The 16981-nt window shown below is 56.9% G+C and carries 12 protein-coding genes, 1 tRNA gene and 1 pseudogene; 7 read left to right on the top strand and 7 right to left on the bottom strand.

What is annotated here, in order from left to right; genetic code table 11:
• The first annotated feature begins 393 nt into the window (after positions 1-393).
• The gene (locus tag ACXADZ_RS08070; protein ID WP_475194705.1) at positions 394-1938 is read left to right on the top strand and encodes a trimethylamine methyltransferase family protein; all 1545 of its coding nucleotides are present in this window, start codon (positions 394-396) and stop codon (positions 1936-1938) included.
• A gap of 43 nt (positions 1939-1981) precedes the next feature.
• On the opposite strand, the gene ACXADZ_RS08065 is transcribed toward ACXADZ_RS08070, so the two are convergent.
• Both ACXADZ_RS08065 and ACXADZ_RS08060 read right to left on the bottom strand, forming a co-directional pair.
• The gene (locus tag ACXADZ_RS08065; protein ID WP_171090220.1) at positions 1982-2227 is read right to left on the bottom strand and encodes an EF-hand domain-containing protein; all 246 of its coding nucleotides are present in this window, start codon (positions 2225-2227) and stop codon (positions 1982-1984) included.
• Between the two features lie 540 nt (positions 2228-2767).
• Positions 2768-6388: a vitamin B12-dependent ribonucleotide reductase gene (locus ACXADZ_RS08060; RefSeq protein WP_475194699.1), complete on the bottom strand. Its 3621-nt coding sequence runs from the start codon at positions 6386-6388 to the stop codon at positions 2768-2770.
• A gap of 542 nt (positions 6389-6930) precedes the next feature.
• Between ACXADZ_RS08060 and ACXADZ_RS08055 the strand changes: the two genes are divergently transcribed.
• Positions 6931-7365, top strand: coding sequence for a hypothetical protein (locus ACXADZ_RS08055; protein ID WP_171105261.1), 435 nt, complete (start codon positions 6931-6933; stop codon positions 7363-7365).
• An 11-nt stretch (positions 7366-7376) separates the two neighbouring features.
• Here the strand turns inward: ACXADZ_RS08055 and ACXADZ_RS08050 are convergent.
• The 4 genes and pseudogenes from ACXADZ_RS08050 to pdxH form a co-directional block, all read right to left on the bottom strand.
• Positions 7377-7453, bottom strand: a tRNA-Pro gene (locus tag ACXADZ_RS08050).
• Positions 7454-7496: 43 nt separating this feature from the next.
• Positions 7497-7964, bottom strand: coding sequence for a DUF192 domain-containing protein (locus ACXADZ_RS08045; protein WP_171090225.1), 468 nt, complete (start codon positions 7962-7964; stop codon positions 7497-7499).
• Positions 7965-7971: 7 nt separating this feature from the next.
• Entirely contained in the window at positions 7972-8478 is a 507-nt protein-coding gene (locus tag ACXADZ_RS08040; protein WP_174825370.1) for a cold-shock protein, read from the bottom strand.
• A gap of 142 nt (positions 8479-8620) precedes the next feature.
• Positions 8621-9225, bottom strand: a pseudogene (gene pdxH, locus ACXADZ_RS08035) (pyridoxamine 5'-phosphate oxidase).
• Positions 9226-9360: 135 nt separating this feature from the next.
• On the opposite strand from pdxH, the gene fabI reads away from it, so the two are divergent.
• The 5 genes from fabI (at position 9361) to trpE (ending at position 15367) form a co-directional block, all read left to right on the top strand.
• The gene (fabI, locus tag ACXADZ_RS08030; RefSeq protein ID WP_171090231.1) at positions 9361-10167 is read left to right on the top strand and encodes an enoyl-ACP reductase FabI; all 807 of its coding nucleotides are present in this window, start codon (positions 9361-9363) and stop codon (positions 10165-10167) included.
• Between the two features lie 4 nt (positions 10168-10171).
• Positions 10172-10681, top strand: a complete 510-nt coding sequence (gene gpt / locus ACXADZ_RS08025; protein ID WP_171668292.1) for a xanthine phosphoribosyltransferase — start codon at positions 10172-10174, stop codon at positions 10679-10681.
• A gap of 65 nt (positions 10682-10746) precedes the next feature.
• Complete coding sequence (locus tag ACXADZ_RS08020; RefSeq protein WP_475194694.1) at positions 10747-11922, top strand: aminotransferase; 1176 nt, start codon at positions 10747-10749, stop codon at positions 11920-11922.
• Positions 11923-12002: 80 nt separating this feature from the next.
• On the top strand, positions 12003-13844 hold the full coding sequence (locus ACXADZ_RS08015; RefSeq protein WP_475194691.1) for a peptidylprolyl isomerase: 1842 nt from the start codon (positions 12003-12005) through the stop codon (positions 13842-13844).
• Between the two features lie 11 nt (positions 13845-13855).
• Positions 13856-15367 (top strand): anthranilate synthase component I, encoded by a 1512-nt coding sequence (trpE, locus tag ACXADZ_RS08010; protein ID WP_475194688.1) that lies wholly within the window; start codon positions 13856-13858, stop codon positions 15365-15367.
• A gap of 59 nt (positions 15368-15426) precedes the next feature.
• On the opposite strand, the gene ACXADZ_RS08005 is transcribed toward trpE, so the two are convergent.
• Positions 15427-16839, bottom strand: coding sequence for a divergent polysaccharide deacetylase family protein (locus ACXADZ_RS08005; protein ID WP_475194685.1), 1413 nt, complete (start codon positions 16837-16839; stop codon positions 15427-15429).
• Between the last annotated feature and the right edge of the window lie 142 nt (positions 16840-16981).

The raw sequence follows: 16981 nt of genomic DNA, 5'->3' as shown, positions 1-16981 counted from the left end.
TCGCTCTTGTTTCGATCCAAAGACGCAAACGAATTCTAATCTGTGATCCACTCCTTCAGAATTCAATTTCAGGAGCGTAACGCTCAAAAGTAAGTGAATGCAGTATAACAGAATTCTTCCAAAACGGGAGAAAATCTAACCAACACTCTTTCACTCGGCAGATTACCGGCACAATCGTCAGCAAATTCCAACAAAGGTCGTAAACAGGACAGATTGTGTCGCAGCATTTTGGAAAGCATTGAGAAGTTGTTGAGAGGCCACATGACAGATCACGATTGGAAGATCAGCCTGATTAGCCGCACCATCGGTGCGGATCGTGGCCGTGCCGCGCGGGGGCGACCGTAAGGGGGATTACCCTCACCCCAACGCATCACACAACGACCGGATTTTGAAATGAACGACCAATCCCGCAACACTTCACGCAGCGGTGGCCGCGCTGCACGCCGTGCCGCCCGAGCCTCAGCCCTGCCTGACCATTTGCGCCCTATACGCCCCGGTATGGAAGGCGGCGTTCTGAATGTTCTGACGCAGGCACAGATTGAGCGCATTCATGAGGCCGCCCTGACCGCGCTTGAAACCATTGGGCTGGCGGATGCTCCGCAAAGCGGCATCGACTACCTTGTGGGCGCCGGCTGCATCCTTGGCGACGACGGTCGTATCCGGTTTCCGCGTGCGCTGGTCGAAGATACAATCGCCAAAGCGAACCGCTCGGTTACGCTCTACAGTCGCGACGGGAAAACCGATCTCGAGCTGACGGGCACCAAGGTTCATTACGGCACTGCGGGCGCTGCCGTGTCTATGGTCGACGTACACGGACGGGAATACCGCGATTCAACTGTGCAGGACCTGCACGATGCCGCGCGAATCTGTCAACAACTTGATAACATTCACTTTGTTCAACGGCCCATGGTTTGCCGCGACATCGCGGACAACCTGGAAATGGACCTGAACACGATCTATGCCAGCTGTTCCGGCACTTTCAAACACATCGGGACATCGTTTACCGAACCCAGCCACGTCGCGACCGCGATGGAGATGATCTACATGATCGCGGGTGGTGAGGATAAGTACCGCGAGCGGCCTTTTGTATCGAATTCGAACTGCTTTGTGGTTCCGCCAATGAAATTCGCAACGGAAAGCTGCGAAGTGATGGAGGAATGCATCAAGGCCGGAATGCCTGTTCTGCTGCTCTCGGCTGGGATGGCCGGTGCCACCGCGCCCTCGACAATAGCCGGAGCTATCACTCAGGCAACCGCCGAATGCCTTGCTGGTTTGGTTTACGTAAACGCCGTAAGTCCCGGAGCACCAGCCGTTTTTGGCACTTGGCCCTTTGGTCTGGACCTTCGGACAGGCGCAATGTCCATCGGCTCTGGAGAACAGGCCCTGCTGACGGCTGGGTGCGCGCAAATGCACCGGTTCTACAACCTGCCCGGCGGTGCGGCTGCGGGGGCATCGGATTCGAAGCTTCCCGACATGCAGGCCGGGTGGGAACAGATGTGTTCCAACGTGATGGCGGGTCTGTCCGGTCTGAACATGGTCTACGAAGCAGCAGGTATGCACGCCTCGTTGCTGGGTTTTTGTTTTGAAAGCCTGATCCTCAGTGATGATCTGATCGGTCAGGCCCAACGCTGTGTACGCGGGATCGAAGTTACAGATGATACCCTCGCACTGGACCAGATGGCCGAGGTCTGCATGGGCGGTCCCGGTCACTATCTTGGAACGGATGCTACGCTCAGCCGGATGCAAGCTGACTATGTCTATCCGGTTTTCGGCGACCGTTCTTCGCCAAAAGAATGGGTTGAGCTAGGCAAACCGGATCTAATCGACAAAGCCATAGCCCGAAAAGAAGAAATTCTATCCGCGCCATCCGAGGCCAGATTCGATCCGATGCTGGACATGGAATTGCGCGAAAAGTTCAAAATTCACCTGCCCGGATAACAGGAAAACAGGCGGCCCGATCATCATCGGGCCGCCCTTACGTTTATCCGTCACTTGGCGGAAGCAAACCAGCCTCTTGGGCAACGGCCACTTCATCTGCGTCCAACGCGCCGTCGCCATTTGCATCCATGGCCGAGAAGGTGTCGGCATCCACGCTTGGTGCTACCACCTGCACTTCTTCAATCGTTAAAACGCCATCACCATTGGCATCTGCCGTCGATTGCGCCGATACGAGACCCGGCAAGGTCAAAGCAGCGATGGAAATCCCAATCAAATACTGCGGTTTCATTTTGGTGCCTCCTGATAGGTTGATTATCTTTCGTCCGGACAGGTCCCAGAAACACCGCAACATCTCAGCGCGTCACCCGTATCGCGCGAAAGCTGGAGATTCGCGCCAATCCTTGCGTGTTTAGCCGAGTCGGGCGCGCAACGCGCCGCCGGGCAAAATTTCGCCTGACCCGTTTCGGCAGGTCTTGCCCGACGGATTTCACCAAATCCGGCAAATCCGCGCTTACGCGGGCCGTGTGACGCAAAAAAGAAAGGGGGCCGAAGCCCCCTGTCAGTTTCGCCTTCCAGGCTCATGTCGTTGACCGCCCGGTGTTTTTTTGCCTGCGGCCTGGACTGCGCATGGGGCGAGCGCACCCGCCCCGTGAAAGAGTGGGAGGGAGCAAATATTCCGCCCCACCCTGTTCCCGGCCAACACGGGCATGTCGGCCGAGTGGAAAAAGGCAAACTTGGTAAGTCTCAGTGCCTTTCTCCGTATTCGTCGGGGTCGGTAACCAAGGGCAGCGTCCGACCCCTACGCCCCGGGGTGCCGGGGCGTTAAGCCTTAGCTACACCCGCTTGTCGCACCGCAGGTGTTGCATTTCATGCAGGTACCGTTGCGCACCAGCGTGTAGTTTCCGCATTCACCGCACGGATCACCCTCATAGCCTTGCATCTTTGCTTTGGTGCGGGCGTCCATGCCGGTTGCCACTGCAGTTTCTGCTACTGGTGCTTCAAATGCAGCCGCTGTCTCAGCCATCCCGTTTAGCTCAGCCTGACCTGCATTGAACACAGCCAGGTCCTGAGGCAGACGCTTGCGCAAATAACCGGTCGAGCTAATTTGTTTCAGCACTTCCAATGACTTGGACGCAGCACTTTCACTGATCTCAGAGATGTTGGAAACACCTTCTTCTTCGCCTCGACCCAGATCGTCAAAGGTCGCGCCTTCGGGTTTCACATGGGCCAGATCGGTGCGGTCCAGGTAGGACACGGCCAATTCGCGGAAGATGTAATCCAGGATCGATGTCGCGTTCTTGATTGAGTTGTTGCCCTGCACCATCCCTGCCGGTTCGAACTTGGTGAAGGTGAAGGCATCGACAAACTCTTCCAGCGGCACGCCGTATTGCAGACCGACCGACACGGCGATGGCGAAGTTATTCATCATCGCCCGGAAGCCAGCGCCTTCCTTGTGCATATCGATGAAAATCTCGCCGAGCTTGCCGTCTTCGAACTCACCGGTGCGCAAGTAAACCTTATGGCCGCCCACGATCGCTTTTTGGGTATAGCCCTTGCGGCGATGCGGCAGTTTCTCGCGGTGGCTGCGGATCATTTCCTTGACCACGACCTTCTCGATCACCTTCTCAGCCAGAACGACAGCTTTTTCCTGCGTCGAACCGCTTTCCAGCACTTCAGCCGCCTCGTCGTCATCCTCGACCAGCGCCGCGGCCAGAGGCTGCGACAGTTTCGAGCCGTCACGATAGAGTGCGTTCGCCTTCACACCCAGCGACCAGCTGAGTTCGTATGCCTTCTGGCAATCCTCGATGGTCGCATCATTCGGCATGTTGATCGTCTTCGAGATCGCGCCCGAGATGAAGCTTTGCGCCGCCGCCATCATGGTGATGTGGCTATCAACCCCAAGGAAACGCTTGCCTTTCTTGCCGCAGGGGTTGGCGCAGTCGAAGATCGAATAGTGCTCTTCCTTCAGATGCGGCGCGCCCTCCAGTGTCATCGTCCCGCAGACGTGGTCGTTGGCTGCATCGATATCCGCGCGGGTAAAGCCCAGATGGCGCAGCAGATCAAAAGTCGGGTCATTCAGCTTGGTCGCAGGGATGCCCAAAACGCCGGTGCAGAAATCCTCGCCCAGTGTCCACTGGTTGAAAACGAACCGGATATCAAAGGCGCTTTCCAGTGCAGCATCCACTTTCGCTAGTTCATTGGGGCCAAAGCCGTGACCGGTCAGCGAGGTGTGATTGATCCCCGGCGCGTTGCCGATGGTGCCGTGACCAACCGCGTAGCTGACGATTTCTTCAATCTGAGACGAGGAATAGCCCAGTTTCTCCAGCGCCGACGGCACCGAGCGGTTGATGATCTTGAAGTAACCGCCACCGGCCAGTTTCTTGAACTTCACCAGCGCGAAATCAGGCTCGATCCCGGTGGTGTCACAGTCCATCACCAGACCGATGGTGCCGGTGGGCGCGATCACGGTGGCCTGCGCGTTGCGATAGCCGTTCTTTTCACCCAGGCTCAACGCCTCGTCCCAAGCGGACATGGCCAGATCGATCAGACGCTTGTCCGGGCAGTTGCCGTGGTCCAGAGGCACCGGCTTGACCGCCAGTTTCTCATAGCCCTCGGTTACACCCTGCGACGCACGGCGGTGGTTGCGGATGACGCGCAGCATGTGATCAGCGTTGCGTTCGTAACCTTTGAAGGCGCCCAGTTCTCCGGCGATCTCAGCCGACGTTGCATAGGCCACACCAGTCATGATCGCAGTCAGTGCGCCACAGATGGCCCGGCCCTCGTCCGAGTCGTAGCTGTAGCCCATGTTCATCAGCAGACCGCCGATATTGGCATAGCCCAGACCCAAGGTGCGGAAGTCATAGGACAGTTGCGCAATCTCTTTCGACGGGAACTGCGCCATTGTTACCGAGATTTCCAGTGTCAGGGTCCACAGGCGCGAGGCGTGCATATAGTCCGCCGCCTGGAACTCACCATCCTTGAGGAAGGTCAGCAAGTTCATCGACGCCAGGTTACAGGCCGTGTCATCAAGGAACATATATTCCGAGCACGGGTTCGAGCCGCGAATCTCGCCATCATTGGGGCATGTGTGCCATTCGTTTACTGTGTCGTGAAACTGGATGCCCGGATCGGCGCATGCCCATGCGGCGTGACCGACCTTTTCCCACAGATCGCGCGCTTTGACTGTTCGGGCGACCTTGCCGTCGGTGCGGTTGATCAGTTCCCAATCGGCGTCCTTTTCGACAGCGGTCAGGAACGCATTGGTGACGCGGATCGAGTTGTTCGAGTTCTGGCCTGAGACCGAGCTGTAGGCTTCCGAATCCCAGTCCGTATCGTAGGTCGGGAATTCGATGCTGTCGTGACCCTGCTTGGCATAATCCAGAACGCGTTTGATGTAAGTCTCTGGGATCGCGACTTTTTTCGCTTCGCGCACTGCCTTTTTCAACGCGTCGTTCGCGTTTGGATCATAAGCATCATCTGCCGAGCCGTCCCACGAACGGATGGCCTCGAAAATGCCGTTCAGCATCTTTTCGTGCATCTTCGATCCGGCAACGATCGAGGCCACTTTCTGCTCTTCGATCACCTTCCATTCGATGAATTGCTCGATGTCCGGGTGATCCGCATCGACGATCACCATCTTTGCTGCTCGACGGGTTGTCCCGCCTGATTTGATCGCGCCAGCCGCGCGGTCGCCAATCTTGAGAAAGCCCATCAGGCCCGAAGATTTGCCGCCACCCGACAGCGCTTCGCCTTCTGCGCGCAGATGGCTGAAATTGGTTCCTGTGCCCGAGCCGTATTTAAACAGGCGCGCCTCGCGCACCCACAGATCCATGATGCCGCCTTCGTTCACCAGATCATCGTCAACGGACTGGATGAAACACGCGTGCGGCTGCGGATGCTCGTACGCGGATTTCGATTTGGTCAGTTTGCCGGTTTTGTAGTCGACATAGTGGTGCCCCTGCGCCGGTCCGTCGATTCCATAGGCCCAGTGCAGACCTGTGTTGAACCACTGAGGGCTGTTCGGTGCGGCGCGCTGGGTCGCCAGCATATAGCGCATCTCGTCAAAATAGGCGCGCGCGTCTTCTTCATCCGAGAAATAGCCGCCCTTCCAGCCCCAATAGGCCCATGCGCCCGCCAGACGATCGAACACCTGCTTGGACGAGGTTTCTCCGTCAAATTCAGCGCCTTCGGCAGGGACCGAACGCCACAGAAATTCTGGAACGTCTTTTTCTTTGACCTTCTTCAGCTTGCTGGGAACGCCTGCCTTGCGGAAGTATTTCTGAGCGATCACGTCGCTTGCCACCTGCGACCAGCTTGCGGGTACTTCAATGTTATCCAGGCGGAATACAATCGTTCCATCCGGGTTACGGATTTCAGACGTTGCAGACACGAAATCAAGGTCCGAGTAGGCATCCTGATCTGGTTTGGTGAATTTTCTGTCAATCTTCATGTCCGCAGCCCTGGTTAAATTCCGCCCAATTTTCAGTTCCCGGCACCAAATGTTGTGTTGCAGGGTGCCGCCCACAACGCCCAGAGTTTTACGGACAAGGGCGTCCTTCGCTGTCAAAGACAGCGGAAAAACCGCAAAAACGGCGCACTTAAATTAGATGTGCTTTCCGACCCTCGCCTGCTGCCTCTTCCGGCTTCAACACCAGATATTGTGGCAATCTCTTCGGCTCATACAATTTGGCGTATGAACACATATAAGGTCAACGCCCTTTTTCCGCCTTTTTTGAAATCTTTTTTGTTGACCTGACGACGTTTCAGGAGTGTGACCCAACGGTGCGCGATTCCTCCACAGGATCATCCACGGCAAAATTTCGCCGAAACCTCAAAGTCTCAAATCGAATTCCCGTTTTTACCAGCATAGTTATCTGCATTTGATCAACCAATGCGACAACGTCTAGGCTGATCGGGAATCATCTGGTTCTGTTCTGAGGCGTTCGAATTTGATCGCGGCCCGTTCGTTCAATTGTGAAAAGGTCCAAAGGTATGAAGCTGTTCACCTTTATTCCGTTCTTGGCCTGTATCGTGGCCTGCGCACCACAAGATGTGCCCGATGCGTCACGCAGCGCCCAGTTCGAAACGTATCCGCAAAGACTGTTCGATGTTTTTGAAACCAGTTGTTCCGGTCCGGGGGAATCTTTTGAAAGAACCAGCGGCCAAACATTTGAATGCCGCGAGTTTCTGCCCGCAGAGGCATCTGCCTATTTGATTCTGAATTACGACGGCAATCCTCAGGACCTGCCACAAAGCGTTATGCGCCTGACATCAAGCAAGAACGCTGACGGTTACCGCATAGATGCAAACGTGTTCTTCAAAGTCCCGCAGAGAACCGGTTCTGTGGTCGAAGTGCCATTGGACAGCACCGAGCTGGATCAGTCGATCAGCCGGCTGTTCCAAGCAATGGGCGGATCGCCCTCATGATTGAGTGGAAGTGGTCGGGGCGGCAGGATTCGAACCTACGACCCCCTGTACCCAAAACAGGTGCGCTACCAGACTGCGCCACGCCCCGGACCGTGCGCCTTCCTAACGATGCCAATCTGATTTGAAAAGCCCTAACAGGGCCAAATTGCAGGACCTGACGAAAAAATTTCGTGCTGCATCTGTGTGCCGGGCGTAATGGAATAGCGCGCCGACAATCCGGCGTTGATTTCCAGCACTGCAAAAACGGAATCTCCGCCCTCGATTGGGGTCAGATCGCCAGGAATCGCCCCCTCATGCACGTGCGTTACCAAGCCGGTGCGATCCAGAAAAATCATGTCCAGGGGAATCAAAGTGTTCTTCATCCAGAACGCGACGCGTTGAGGCGGGTCAAACACAAACAGCATTCCGGATCGATTCGGGAGTGTTTCGCGAAACATCAACCCTTGGGAGCGTTCCTGAGGTGTAACGGCAAGTTCGACGTCAAAACGCACCGTTGCGTTGTCATTTCGCAAGGTAACACGGTCAGCGCTGCACGCTGCAAACGCCCCACCCGTCCAAAGCACTAGGAACAGGGGTAGAAGCGTCAGAAACCGTTTCATGAAAACGTCAGCCGTCCAGTGCGGCTTCCCAGGCCAACACCTGAGCCGCCATCCGGCCCCGTTTGCCATCGATCACACGCATTGCCAGCGCTTCGCCCGGTTGCAGATCAGCAAGACCGGAACGGCGCAGCACTTCGATATGAAGAAAAACGTCTTCGCCACGGCCAAAGACGTTGGCAAAACCAAAGCCCTTACCCTTGTCGAACCACTTTACGCGCGCGGCTTCCAATGGTGCCTCGGCGATCGTCACGGGATCCAACTCGGCAAAATCGGCCAGCATCATCGAGTCGGTCCGCGCCGGAGGATCAATCGCGACCACTTCGACGGCCTGAACGCCCCGATCCGTGCGGTGCGTCATGATCTCGATCCCTGCGCCATCTGCGACCGAGCTCTGGCCAAAGTTACGCAAGACGTTCACGTGCAACAGGATATCCGGGCCGCCATCGTCGGACACAACAAATCCGTACCCCTTGGCAGGGTCGAACCATTTCACGTGTCCACGAACGCGATACATGTTGTTCATATCTTCTGGCACGGTATTCCCATCGCGAGTTTTAGCCGTTCGTTAAGGGTTTGTTGTTTATGGGAATGACAGGTAAATTCAAGCCGAAAAAATTGTTTATTTTCTGCCTGTTGCATTTCACGACACGTGAACGTCATGGATTCAACCTTTCCACATGCCATGCCAATCCCGGCTCTGCGCGTTTCCATCTGAACCGATCATGTAGACGGAATGCCCCGTCGGCCCAGAATTCAATTTCAGTTGGCGTCAATCTATACCCGCCCCAAAACGGTGGGCGGGGGGATTCGGACCCAGCTTAGCAGTCACCTTGGCCACCTCAGCCATCAAGGCTGTACGGCTTGATAGGGGTTGAGATTGCTTCGACGCCCAAGCCCCCAAACGGCTCTTCAGCGACCTCGATGCGTAATATTCATCCGCCTGAGGCCCATTTTCGCGGGTGATTGTACCACGAACACGCAATTGTCGCCGCAAAGATTTCCAATGCATGACAAATGCAGCTTTTTCGGTTGCATCCAGTTCGGCCGCTTTTGCGCTTTCGTAGTTCGTATAGAACACAAACGAATCTGCTTCGATCTCCTTCAGCAGCACCATACGCGCATTTGGCATTCCATCTGGGTCGACGGTTGCCAGCGCAATCGCATTCGGGTCGTTTAGTTCTGTCTTTTCAGCCTCGCTTAGCCACCGACCCGCGATTTCAAACGGATCGGAGCCAGCAAAGATGCCATCACGCTCGGTCATTTCCATCCCCTGGAAAGTATTAACGACGAACCTAAGGCGAGAACCCGCTGCGGGCAAGAGCGCACGGCCTTGATGCAACGCTACCAATGGCATAAACCAACTCAACACATCGCGAAGACAGGCGGAGAACCACACATGTCAAATCAGTTGATGGCCGGCAAACGCGGCCTCATCATGGGACTGGCCAATGACAAATCAATCGCATGGGGAATCGCCCGCGCCTTGTCCGAAGCCGGGGCCGAACTTGCTTTTTCCTACCAGGGCGACGCTTTGAAAAAGCGCGTAGACCCGCTTGCAGCGCAATTGGGTAGCGAAATCGTCCTGCCCTGTGACGTGAGCGATGAGGCATCCGTTGATGCGCTGTTCACTGCGCTGGAAGAGAAATGGGGCAAACTGGACTTTATCGTTCATGCCATCGGCTTTTCGGACAAGAACGAACTGCGCGGTCGCTATGTCGATACCAGCCGGGCGAATTTCAAGCTGACAATGGACGTGTCGGTTTATTCCTTCACCGCCGTTATGCAGCGCGCCGAAAAGATGATGGGCGAAGGCGGCAGCGCCATCACCCTGACCTATTATGGCGCCGAACAGGTTATGCCCCATTATAATGTAATGGGCGTCGCCAAAGCCGCGCTTGAGGCATCGGTCAAATATCTGGCCGAGGATCTGGGCAAGGACGGCATCCGCGTCAACTCGATCTCAGCCGGTCCGATCAAGACCCTGGCCGCCAGCGGCATCGGCGATTTCCGCTATATCATGAAGTGGAACGAATATAACTCGCCCCTGCGCCGCAACGTGACCATCGATGATGTGGGCAAATCAGCACTCTACTTGCTGTCTGATCTGTCCAGCGGTGTGACCGGAGAAAATCTGCACGTGGATTCGGGTTATCACATTGTCGGCATGAAGGCCGTCGATGCACCTGACGTGGAAAAGGGCTAGGATCATGAGCGCCAAAGACCGCCTGCCCCACGAAAAAGGATTTCACATCAGCTGGGACCAGATCCATCGCGATTCGCGCGCGTTGGCCTGGCGTCTTGATGGACAAGGCCCAGACGATGGTGCCTGGCGCGCCGTTGTGGCCATTACGCGCGGCGGCATGGCCCCTGCGATGATTGTGAGCCGAGAGCTGGACATCCGCACGGTCGACACGATCAGCGTGCGGTCGTACCACCATCAGGAACAAGGCGAAGCCGAAGTTCTGAAAGCCCCCGACGCTGATCTGATGGGCGATGGCACCGGCGTACTGATCATCGATGACTTGGTAGACAGCGGTAAAACGCTGGAGTTGGTCCGCAAAATGTACCCCAACGCACATTTTGCGACTGTTTATGCCAAACCCAAGGGCCGCCCTATGGTGGACACCTTCATCACCGAGGTCAGCCAGGATACGTGGATCTTCTTCCCCTGGGATATGGCACTTCAATATGTCGAGCCATATCGCGGCACCGACTGATCCCTTCTTCTGTTTAAAAATACCTCGGAGCGCGAGGCAGAGCCTCGCAAATAGACCGGTACGCCATGACCCAGACCCGCACCAGCGCCACTTTCCCTCCTCCGGTGATGGAGGCGCGCCGTTGGGTTGAAGGTGTCACCTTCCCAGCTGACCGCCCGCTGATCAATGTCAGCCAGGCCGCGCCGGTCGACCCGCCTCCGCTTGCTCTGCGTCAGGCCATGGCCGATTTTGCCGTGCAGGAAGACAGCGCGCATTTATATGGGCCGGTCTTGGGGAACGACGACCTGCGCACTGAACTGGCAGCACAGATCAGCGCTCATTACGCAGCACAGGTTGATCCGGCTCAGACCGCAATCACTTCGGGCTGCAATCAGGCCTTTTCGGCTGTGATCTCGGCAATCACTGACGAGGCGGATGAAGTGATTCTACCAACGCCATGGTATTTCAATCATAAAATGTGGTTGGACATGGCTGGGGTGAAGGCCGTTGACCTGCCAACAGGAGATGACCTTCTGCCTGATCCGGATCGTGCGGGCGCACTGATCACCAAAAAAACGCGCGCCATCGCCCTGGTCACGCCCAACAACCCCGGTGGTGTTGAATACCCGACTGATCTGGTCCGGGCCTTCTATGACCTGGCGCGTGACACCGGAATTCGCCTCATCGTCGATGAGACATATCGCGATTTCGATAGCCGCAGCGGTCCACCACACGATCTGTTCCAACAACCGGCTTGGGATGAGACGCTTATTCATCTCTATTCCTTCTCTAAAGCCTATCGCCTGACAGGCCACCGAGTTGGTGCGATAGCCACAAGCCGTTCTCTTCTGGCCGAGGTCGAGAAATTCCTGGACACTGTTGCCATTTGCCCTGGCCAAATCGGCCAGTTTGCAGCCCTTTGGGGGATGCAGAACCTATCACAATGGCTTGCGGGTGAACGAGACGAAATTCTGGACCGCAGAGCCGCAATTAATGATGGAATGCCCGCCCTTGAGGCCCAAGGATGGCGTCTTTTGGGGCTTGGTGCATATTTCGCTTATCTTGAACACCCATTCGATATGGCTTCGGATGAACTGGCCCGCCGTCTGGTGGCAGAGGCAGGCGTGCTGCTGTTGCCCGGCACCATGTTCATGCCCGATCACGACCCCGCCGGAAAACGGCAAGTCCGTGTAGCATTCGCCAATCTGAACCGTGCTGGATTGGGCCAATTGTTCGACCGGTTACAGGGCCTGTCCTTCTAAGCTTGCCCCTCGGCTGTGTGCGTCGTATTCAGGGCCGCAACCGACAGGGCAGAACGCTGCCGCAATAACAAGAGGGCACCATGGCCGCAGGCGCTAAAAGTCTTTCGAAAACCTTTGTCTGGATTCTGATGGGCCTGCTGATGCTGGGCCTCGCAGGCTTCGGTGCCACCAATCTCAGCGGAACGGTTCGAACCGTTGCACAAGTGGGCGATGAAAGCATCTCGGTCGATGAGTATGTGCGGGAACTGCAGCGAGAAATCCGCGCCGTGGAAGCGCAGACTGGCCAACCGATGCAAATGTCGCAGGCGCGTGATCTGGGATTGGATCAGAACGCGCTTGCCCGCCTGACCGCGTTGGCGGCTCTGGACAACGAAGTTGGGCAACTTGGAATTTCAATCGGTGACGAAAACCTGCAGCAAGAGATCGTAGCGATCCCCGCATTTCAGGGCGTCGACGGCAGTTTCGATCGGGAAGCCTATCGCTTTCAACTTGAACAGATCGGCATGACCGACTCTGAGTTTGAAACGGATCTGCGCAAGGAATCTGCACGCACAATTGTGCAAGGCGCGATCATGGGCGGGGTCGAGATGCCAGCGACTCTGACAGAGAAGATGACCGACTATATTGGCGCGCGACGCAGCTTTACTGTGGCCACGGTCGGGACCGAGGCATTGGAAAACCCAATTGCTGAACCAAACGACGCGCAGATTCAGACTTACTATGATGAGAACGGCGACCTGTTCACCCTGCCCCGCACCAAGCAACTGACATACGCGATCCTGTCACCCGCCATGCTGATCGACAGCGTTGAAGTGGATCAAGACGCCCTGCAGAAACTTTATGAAGACCGCTCAGACGAGTACAACCAGCCGGAACGCCGCTTGGTTGAGCGCCTGAACTTCCCGGATGAGCAAGCCGCAAGCGAAGCAAAGGCGCAGCTTGAGGTTGGCGGTACTACGTTTGAGCAACTGGTTCGTGAACGCGATCTTGAGCTCAACGACATCGATCTCGGCGACGTGACCCGCGAGGATCTGGGCGAGGCAGCGGATGCAGTATTTGCAGCCGATCTCGATACTGTTGTTGGTCCTCTGCCTTCGGTCTTTGGCCCGGCCTTGTTCCGGATCAACGGCTCTCTGGCAGCCAACAATGTGCCTTTCGAAGAAGCTGAACCGGCCTTGCGCGAAGAGCTTGCAGCCGAACGCGCCCGCCGCCTGATCGAGGCGCAGTCCGAAGATATCAATGACATGCTGGCTGGCGGAGCCACACTGGAAGAACTGGCGGATGAGACCGAAATGGAACTGGGTCAGATCGACTGGACCCGCGAGAGTTCGGACGAAATCGCCGCCTATGACGGATTCCGCATTGCAGCCGAAGCCGTGCAGGAAGGTGACTTCCCCGAAATCGCATTCCTCGAAGATGGGTCGATCTTTGCCCTGCGCCTGAATGAGGTGCTGCCGCGCCGCCCCGAGCCGCTGGACAGCGCACGTGATCGAGTGACCGCCGCATGGCTTCAGGCCGAAACCAACAAAGCGCTGGAAGATCGGGCGAATGCAGTTCTGACGCAATTGGCAACAGACGGCGACTTTACGACCACCGGCCTGCCCTTCCGCGTTGAAAATGCCCTGACACGCACGGCGTTTCTGGATGACGTTCCAGCAGATTTCATGAACGAGGTGTTCCAGATGGAACCCGGAGAACTGCGTGTCATCGGTGGAAACGGCGCAGCACTGCTGGTGCGCTTGGATGAGATTCTTCCGCCCGCAGACACAGACGAACTGCGCCAACTGCGTGAAGCCCTGTCCGCGCAGATGAATCAGGCCCTGTCACAGAATATTTTCAACGCCTATGTGCGCGATGCACAGACACGCGCGCGTCCGGTCGTAGACCAACAGGCGCTGAATGCCGTGCAATCGAGCTTTTAAACGAGACCGATATGGCCCTGACACCCGAATTCGACACCTTCGCGCGCGCTTATGAAGCGGGCGAAAATCAGGTGGTTTACACACGGCTTGCCGCTGATCTGGACACCCCTGTGTCGCTGATGCTCAAGCTGACGGGCGCACAGAAAGATGCGTTCATGCTGGAATCCGTGACGGGCGGCGAAGTTCGTGGTCGTTACTCGATCATTGGTATGAAGCCCGACCTGATCTGGCGGTGTCGCGGTGAAGCATCCGAACTCAACCGCTCTGCCCGGTTCGATTCCGAGGCGTTCTCGACGCAAGACGGCAACCCGATGGACAACCTCCGCGCTTTGCTGGCCGAAAGTCGCATCGACCTGCCGGATGACCTGCCTCAGGCTGCAGCGGGGCTGTTCGGGTATTTGGGCTATGACATGGTGCGGCTGGTGGAATACCTCCCGGACGTGAATCCGGACCCTCTGGACCTGCCCGATGCGATCATGTTGCGTCCTTCGGTCATCGCTGTGCTGGATGGCGTAAAAGGTGAAGTGACCGTTGTATCACCGGCTTGGGCCAGTGACGGTCAATCCGCCAAGGCTGCCTATGCACAAGCTGCTGAGCGCGTTATGGATGCAGTTCGCGATCTGGAGCGTGCCATGCCTGCGGAAACCCGCGATTTGGGTGATGCACGTGAAATCGCACCCCCTGTGTCGAACTTTACCAAGTCCGGCTATATGGAAGCCGTTGAAAAGGCCAAGGAATACATCCGCGCAGGTGATATTTTCCAGGTTGTCCCAGCGCAGCGCTGGGCGCAGGAATTTCCGCTGCCGCCCTTTGCACTCTATCGGTCGCTGCGGCGCACCAACCCGTCGCCTTTCATGTTCTATTTCAACTTCGGCGGTTTTCAGGTCGTCGGTGCCAGCCCCGAGATTTTGGTGCGTGTGTTTGGCAATGAAGTCACCATTCGCCCCATTGCTGGCACCCGCCCCCGAGGCGCGACGCCCGAAGAGGACAAGGCAAACGAACTGGATCTGCTGGCCGACAAGAAAGAGCTGGCCGAGCACCTGATGCTGCTGGATCTGGGCCGCAACGATACGGGGCGCGTTTCCAAAATCGGTACCGTGCGCCCGACCGAAGAGTTCATCATCGAACGCTACAGCCACGTGATGCATATTGTATCTAACGTGGTGGGTGAGCTGGCCGAAGATAAAGACGCGCTGGATGCGTTTTTTGCCGGAATGCCTGCGGGCACCGTCTCGGGCGCGCCCAAAGTGCGCGCGATGGAGATCATCGACGAGTTGGAGCCTGAAAAACGCGGCGTCTATGGCGGCGGCGTAGGTTATTTCAGCGCGGGCGGTGACATGGATATGTGTATCGCGCTGCGGACTGCCATCGTGAAAGATCAAAAGCTGTATATTCAAGCCGGTGGCGGTGTTGTTTACGACAGCGACCCCGAGGCCGAGTTCATGGAAACCGTCCATAAATCCAATGCAATCCGGCGCGCTGCGGCAGATGCCGCGCGGTTCACGGGTAACGGAAACAGTTAAACGAAAAAGGGCGGCAGATCATAAGATCGCCGCCCTTTTTTAACACTCGTTTTCGCAGATCACTGAATCTGTCTCATCATGACCGCGGAAATCGGGGCCATCGCCACGCGGCTGCCACGGTCTTCCAACCCCCAAAGCAGCAGGGCTGAAATCGTTTCCGGGCGGACCCGACCCAGCATGATCACAGCACCTTCCTGCCCGGCGCGGAACGCAGCCTGATCCAAGAACCGGCGCATCACTTTAGGGTCCTGACGCGCACCGTCGATGTCACGGAATACAACACCCGACGGCGTGCCATTGCGGGCCGCCAGCTTCTGCACAGTGTTCAACCCATTGTCCTGCGTGATCAGGCCACGACCTGTTCCGGCAGCAATTTCAGCAACCTGATCGGCCAGTTTCCGATTGCCATGAATGCCGCTGTCCACCCCTTCCAGAATGCCAACGGTTTCGGGCAGAGTGTCAAGCCAGACGGACAGCGAAACCTCAGCGTCTTGCGCAGTTGCAGCTTCGGGCAAATCAGCCAGAGCCATGACTTCGAACCCGGCCGCGCGGTGCCGCGCCATCTTTTCTGCAGCATCTGGATCAGACGGGTTCACGGCAAAACTGATCGGATAGGGAAAATCCTGAAGCGCCTCAGCCCCAAATGCGCCCTCGTCATCGATCAGGATGATGGACATCAGCGGTTTGGCTTCAGGGTTTTCGAATTTGGCCGCATAGCGTTCGATCGGCTTGCCCGCCGGTTTTGGCTCTTCTGCCGAGGCTTCGTCGGCCACAGGTTCATCATCGCGTTCGGTTAGAGGAATGATACGTTTTCCAACCGTTGAACTTACACTTGCTTCCTGGTCCCCGCCAATCTGCGGCAGCGCTGCGATACGCGGCAGCTTGCGCGGCAGGACGTCCTCGTCCCCTTCTACCGCGATCGGGCTGCTTTCAAACGGGTTTTCCTCGTCTGTGTCCTCAGTTTGCGGCAACGGATCTTCTTCCGGCTGAAGAAGAGCAACCTCGGTCGTCTCAGGCTCTACAGGAGGGGTCGGCGTATCGTCGATCACGGCTGGCCCCGCCTCGTCCTGCGGAGCCGAAGGCGCCAGACTGGGTTCTGGCGGCGCTGCAGGCGCTTCGGTCACAACTGAAACTTCGATCGCAACCGCAGCCTCGGGTTGGTCCACCGCCTCGGCTGCTGCGCCCACCTCTGGTTGCGTGTCCGAGGATGATTCAAGCCCGGACAAATCAGCCAGATCCTCGGTTAAGTCATCGGCGGCTTCTAGCCCATGTGGAGCCAATTCCACCACATCGGCATCGGATACGGCCTCGGTCACCTCAGTCGGTGCTGCAGGTGTTTCAGAAATTACCGGCGCCGGTGCTTCGGTGACAACAACCGGCGTATTGGCCATCGGTGTCTTGAGCGACACGAACACACCCAAGATCAAAACAACGATCGCCCCAGCGACCATTCCCCCGAAAAATCCGCCCATATTTCTTGCCTTTCGCCTCTTTTCTCTGCCTCGTCCAGCTCTGCGCCATCTGATGTGGCGCTCGGCCAATTGGACGCGTCAGAAACGGTATGTCCTCTTGACGCTGCCGCTCAAGCCTGAGCATGTATGTGCGGACATTATA

Source organism: Ruegeria sp. ABM4_193 (genome assembly GCF_056158705.1).
The sequence above is the reverse complement of the archived record's forward strand: the minus strand, read 5'-3'. Positions and strand labels throughout refer to the sequence as shown.